Source organism: Lentibacillus sp. (assembly GCF_035301925.1).
Classification (GTDB): domain Bacteria; phylum Bacillota; class Bacilli; order Bacillales; family Amphibacillaceae; genus Lentibacillus.
Genome location: NZ_DATGTI010000113.1, coordinates 21,150 through 27,240 on the forward strand (window position 1 = coordinate 21,150; position 6,091 = coordinate 27,240).

Below are 6,091 nucleotides of genomic sequence, written 5' to 3' on the forward strand. Positions count from 1 at the left end.
ACATTTTTAGGAGGAGAACACTATGAGCGAAACATTTATTTTATCACTGGACCAAGGGACAACGAGCTCAAGGGCCATTCTGTTTAACCACGACGGGGAAATCGTAGAAACGGCCCAAAAAGAGTTTGAGCAATTTTTCCAGCATCCGGGCTGGGTCGAACATGATGCAAATGAAATCTGGACGTCTATTCTTGCTTGTATCTCGGAAGTTTTGCGCAAGTCTGATGTGGAACCATCCCAAATAGCCGGCATTGGTATAACCAATCAGCGGGAAACGACTGTTATTTGGGATAAACATACGGGGAAACCAATCTACAAAGCGATTGTCTGGCAATCACGCCAGACGGATGGCATCTGCAAAGAATTAGCTGAACAGGGCTATGAAGATGTGATCCGCGAAAAAACCGGTTTATTGATCGATGCTTATTTCTCCGGGACTAAAGTGAAGTGGATTCTTGATAATGTTGAAGGTGCAAGGGAAAAAGCTCAAAATGGTGATTTGCTGTTCGGTACTATTGACACATGGCTGGTTTACAAACTTTCCGGCGGCAAAACACATATTACGGACTACTCCAACGCTTCCAGAACGTTAATGTTCAATATTTACGATCTTGAATGGGATGATGAATTGTTGGATATATTGGGTGTGCCGAAAAGCATGCTGCCTGAGGTTCGGGAATCTTCCGAGATTTATGCAAAAACAGTGGATTATCATTTCTTCGGTCATGAAGTTCCAATCGCCGGTATTGCCGGTGACCAGCAGGCGGCATTGTTCGGCCAGGCATGTTTTGAAAAAGGCATGGCGAAAAACACATATGGAACCGGTAACTTCATGCTGATGAATACGGGTGATGAAGGTGTTAAATCTGAACATGGTCTCTTGACAACACTGGCATGGGGTGTTGGTGGTAAAGTGGAATACGCCTTGGAAGGGAGTATTTTTGTATCCGGATCGGCCATCCAATGGTTGCGTGACGGTCTGAAGATCATCGACAATTCGCCGCAGAGTGAAGATTATGCAACAAGGGTGGATTCAACGGATGGTGTGTACATGGTGCCGGCGTTTGTTGGACTGGGAACACCTTATTGGGACAGTGACGCACGAGGAGCCTTCTTTGGCATCACGCGAGGTACAACAAGAGAGCACATGATCAGGGCAACACTTGAATCACTGGCGTATCAATCAAAGGATGTTCTGGATGCGATGATTGAAGATTCCGGGATAGATTTAAAAGCACTAAGAGTTGATGGCGGCGCGGTCAAAAATGACTTCTTGATGCAATTCCAGAGTGAGATTGTTGGCGTCCCGGTTGAACGGCCTGTCGTTCAGGAAACAACAGCATTGGGAGCAGCCTACCTTGCCGGGCTCGCTGTCGGTTACTGGAAAGATAAAAACGAGATTGCTGAACAGTGGCAGCATGAACGCACATTTAACAGCACGATGAATGAAGACAAACGCGATGCGCTTTATGCTGGCTGGAAAAAAGCTGTCGAGGCGGCAAGAACGTTTAAATAAACACCTTCAGGGGGGATTAACAAAAGGTTGAAGGTTGATCTCCCTCTTCATGTATAATAAAAGCAGGGAGGGTCAACAAATGAAAAAAATTATTAATGATCCCAATCAGGTTGTACAGGATATGGCAGAAGGGCTTGTTGCTGCACATCCTGATAAACTGAAACAATTATCCGGAACATCCGTTATTGCAAAAAAGGATGCTCCGATTGCGAATAAAGTCGGTATTGTCAGTGGCGGTGGCAGCGGTCATGAGCCTGCACATGCCGGTTATGTCGGTAAAGGCATGCTGGATGCTGCTGTTGCCGGTGAAGTTTTCACTTCTCCGACACCTGATCAGATATTTGAGGCGATTAAAGCTGTTGATGGGGATGCCGGTGTATTTTTAATCATCAAAAATTACACAGGCGATGTCCTCAATTTTGAAATGGCGGCAGAACTTGCTGAAGCAGAGGGCATTAAGGTGGAAAAAGTGGTTGTGAACGATGATGTTGCCGTAGAAGAAGAACCTTCACGAAGAGGCATTGCCGGTACAATTCTGGTTCATAAAATCGCTGGAGCCAAAGCAGAACAGGGCGGTTCTTTGGATGAAGTCAAGGCGGTTGCTGAAAAAGTGGTTAAAAACGTCCGCTCCATGGGCATGGCTTTGACGCCGTGTACAGTACCCGCCGCCGGGACGCCAAGTTTTCAATTGGCTGAAAATGAAATGGAAATTGGTATTGGTATTCATGGTGAATCAGGCATTGAACGAAAAGACATCACAACTGCTGATGAAATAGCGAAAGAACTGACTGATAAAGTCCTCGATGACTTTGATTTTTCCGGTGGTGATGTAGCTGTTATGGTCAATGGTCTCGGGTCTAGCCCGGAGATGGAACTATATATTGTCAATAAAAAGGTACAGGCCATCATGCAGGAAAAAGGCATTCGTGTCTATAAAACATATGTTGGTGAATATATGACTTCGTTGGAAATGGCAGGCTGTTCGGTAACGTTATTGAAATTGGATGATGAATTGAAAAAACTGCTTGATGCACCATCACAGGCACCTGCTTTTTGCAGCTGAGAAAGGGGGGTTAACATGACATTAACCGTACAGGATGTTGTGGCATGGATTAAAGCATCAAACGAAAAAATGCAGGCGAATAAGGATTATCTCACAACCCTTGACCAGGCGATCGGGGACGGTGACCATGGGATTAATATGGCACGCGGTTTCCAGGAAGTTGTTAATAAAATTGAAAACCAGGACTATACAAGCAGTTCAGATGTCTTAAAGGATACTGCCATGACGCTCATGTCGAAAGTTGGCGGTGCATCAGGCCCGTTATTTGGCACGGCATTTCTGAAATTGTCCACGGCCGTTAAAGGAAATGACCCAGTGGATTATGCGACATTTACGAATGGGCTGGCAGAAGCCGTCAATGGTATCAAGCAGCGGGGCAAAGCTGCAAAAGGTGAAAAAACGCTGGTTGATGTATGGTCACCGATGGTGGATTTTTTTAATCAGGAAGCGGATTTCCATACAGATAAAATGGCAGAAGAGGCGAAAAACGCCATGGAACAGACAAAGGATATGATGGCGACAAAAGGGCGGGCAGCTTATTTTAAAGAACGGTCAATCGGGCATATTGATCCGGGTTCTGCTTCTTCATTCTATATTTTCGATGCACTGGCCGACGTCATTGGAGGGAAAGCATAATATGTCCTATGTTGGTATTGTGCTCATTTCCCACAGTCCTGAAGTCGTTGAAGGCATATACGATATTATCCACCAAGTGATTAAAGATGTGCCGATTGAAATAGCCGGTGGAACGGATGATAATGATATCGGAACAAGTATTGACAAGATACAGCAAGCAATCGATCGGGCCAATAACGGTAAAGGTGTTTTAGTGTTTTATGATATTGGCAGTGCCAAAATGAACGCGGAAATGGCCGCAGAAATGATAGAAGCAGATGATGTCAGGATCATGGAAGCGCCATTGGTGGAGGGCGCATATGTGGCAGCGGTTGAAGCCGGCATGGAAAAAGATTTGGAAAATGTTGCTGCTGCTGTAACGAAAGCGTTCGGGTCATGAGTGCTGAAGTAAATGACTATACACACTTTATGTCCGTATGATATGATGAAAGTAAGTTAATAAGTGTGCTGGAGAAATGGAGAAACCGCAAAGAACTGATGATGTCTTTTCATTGGTCTATTTTGCGGTTTCTTTTTTTCGGGAATACATGCAATAGTAGTTTTTTGGTTATGTTTAGATACAGGTGACAAGGAGTGAATGATGATGTCAACATTTTCAAGTCTTGACCGGGCGCATACTTTTCGGAATATTAAACAAAAGCAGCTTGATGTGCTCGTCATCGGCGGTGGTATTACCGGTGCGGGAATTTCGCTTGATGCCGTCACCCGCGGATTGAATACAGCCGTGGTGGAAATGCAGGATTTTGCTGCCGGGACGTCAAGCCGATCGACTAAATTAGTGCATGGCGGCCTCCGTTACTTGCAGCAGTTGGAGGTGAAAATGGTTGCGGAAGTTGGTCAGGAGCGGGCGATTGTTTATGAGAACGGCCCCCATGTGACAACTCCCGAATGGATGATGCTGCCGTTTTATAAAGGCGGCACATTCGGGCCATTCACCACGAATATTGGTTTGCGGTTATATGATTTTCTGGCAGGTGTCAAAAAGGGAGAACGCCGGAAAATGCTAAGCCCTCAGGAAGCCTTGGAAAAGGAACCACTCGTTAAACGGAATAATCTGAAAGGTGCAGGCTTCTATGTCGAATACAAAACAGATGACGCCCGCCTGACGATTGATGTCATGAAGAAAGCGGTCGAGAATGGTGCCTATGCGGTCAATTATGCAAAAGCCGTTGATTTTATATATGATGATGACAAACTGACCGGAGCGGTTGTGGAAGATCAGATAACCGGTGAGCAGCATGATGTTTATGCGAAAAAAATCATTAATGCAGGGGGCCCATGGGTGGATGATCTTCGGGAAATCGATGGCTCCAAACAAGGGAAAAACCTTCATCTGACAAAAGGTGTCCATCTGGTATTTCCAAAAAAACGATTTCCGCTGCAGCAGGCGATTTATTTTGATGCACCGGATGGTCGGATGATTTTTGCTATACCCCGGAATAAAAAAACGTATGTCGGTACAACGGATACGAGCTATAAAGGTGATATTGCTCACCCGCAAATGACTGAAGAAGACCGTGATTACCTATTGGATGCGATCAATTATATGTTTCCTTCACTTAATATGACAAAAGATGATGTTGATTCAAGCTATGCCGGCTTAAGACCGTTAATTGCGGAGGAGGGCAAAGATGATCCGGATGAAATCTCCCGTAAAGACGAAATTTTCATTTCAGATTCAGGTCTGATCTCCATGGCCGGCGGAAAATTGACCGGCTACCGCAAAATGGCTGAAGACGCTGTGGATACGATTGTCAAACAGCTTAAAGAAGAAGAGGGCATTTTGTATTCTGATTCTGAAACGAAACATTTGCCGATTTCCGGCGGTGAAGTTGGCGGTTCAAATGGATTTCAGCAATATAAGGATGAAAAAGTGGCAGACGCGGCTGATTTAGGCATTGACGAGGAAACGGCCATCTATCTCATCCAAAAATATGGCTCCAATACAGATCAGATTTTGCAGCTGTACCGGACGAAAGCTCAAGAGGCTGAGAACGCAGGTATTGATCCGGTCGTGTTTGCTGAGCTGATATATGCCATAGAAAATGAAATGACCTATAAGCCGGTTGACTTCTTTGTACGGCGGACCGGCGCACTGTTTTTCGATATTGAATTTGTCAAAGCGCACAAAGATAACGTGATTGCGTATATGGCTGAAGTGTTGCAATGGAGCGACAAGCATAAACAGAGCTATACCGAAGAGCTTGAACAATTGCTCTATGAAGCAGTTCATCCGATAAGTAATGAGATGTGAGGGACGGGTCGACTGTCCCTTGTGTTCTTTATAGGAGATAATCACCCCAAATCGGAGGATATCAACCGAACAGGAGATATATCGTCAAAATATAGAAGAAATCAACCGAATACGGGGGATATCAACCGAATAGGAAATATTTCCCCTAAATTCGAGGATATCAACCGGATAGGAGATATATCAACCAAATTTGGAAAATATCAACCACATAACAGGGATATCGATCATATAGAACGGATATCATCCAATTATTAAACTTGGGAAACCTATTTCAAATCCAGGAGAAAGTCCCACAAACGGTGATGAATTACACACAAAATCCGAGGGAATATCCCTAATTCGGGTAAGCTTCAGCCCAACCCATGAAGAGCCCTTCATATCCCTGTTTCTACAATTAGGAAAAAGCAGCCTTCATGCGTAAGGCTGTTTTTCCTATTTTTATCTTCATTTAGATGTATAATTCTCCCAGCAATTGTGATATACTTTGTTCGATGAGATTCGACAATGAGAGGGATGGCTGTATGCTGCAATCAGACAATCATGCACAGGGAAAAAAGGAGAAAATTATCCCCTATATTCCGGACGGTGATTTTTATTTTTCAAAAGGTATAGAAGCATTTGA

At 44.4% G+C, this 6,091-nt stretch carries 5 protein-coding genes; all 5 read left to right on the forward strand.

The window, feature by feature from the left end:
- Positions 1-22 precede the first annotated feature (22 nt).
- Positions 23-1,516 carry a glycerol kinase GlpK gene (gene glpK, locus VK080_RS09860; protein ID WP_324224601.1) on the forward strand — a complete coding sequence of 498 codons (1,494 nt, stop codon included), beginning with the start codon at positions 23-25 and terminating at the stop codon, positions 1,514-1,516.
- A gap of 79 nt (positions 1,517-1,595) precedes the next feature.
- Positions 1,596-2,579, forward strand: a complete 984-nt coding sequence (gene dhaK / locus VK080_RS09865) for a dihydroxyacetone kinase subunit DhaK (protein ID WP_324224602.1) — start codon at positions 1,596-1,598, stop codon at positions 2,577-2,579.
- Positions 2,580-2,594: 15 nt separating this feature from the next.
- Positions 2,595-3,215: a dihydroxyacetone kinase subunit DhaL gene (gene dhaL, locus VK080_RS09870; RefSeq protein ID WP_324224603.1), complete on the forward strand. Its 621-nt coding sequence runs from the start codon at positions 2,595-2,597 to the stop codon at positions 3,213-3,215.
- Position 3,216: 1 nt separating this feature from the next.
- Positions 3,217-3,594: a dihydroxyacetone kinase phosphoryl donor subunit DhaM gene (gene dhaM / locus VK080_RS09875; protein ID WP_324224604.1), complete on the forward strand. Its 378-nt coding sequence runs from the start codon at positions 3,217-3,219 to the stop codon at positions 3,592-3,594.
- A gap of 204 nt (positions 3,595-3,798) precedes the next feature.
- Positions 3,799-5,469, forward strand: coding sequence for a glycerol-3-phosphate dehydrogenase/oxidase (locus VK080_RS09880; protein WP_324224606.1), 1,671 nt, complete (start codon positions 3,799-3,801; stop codon positions 5,467-5,469).
- Positions 5,470-6,091: the final 622 nt, after the last annotated feature.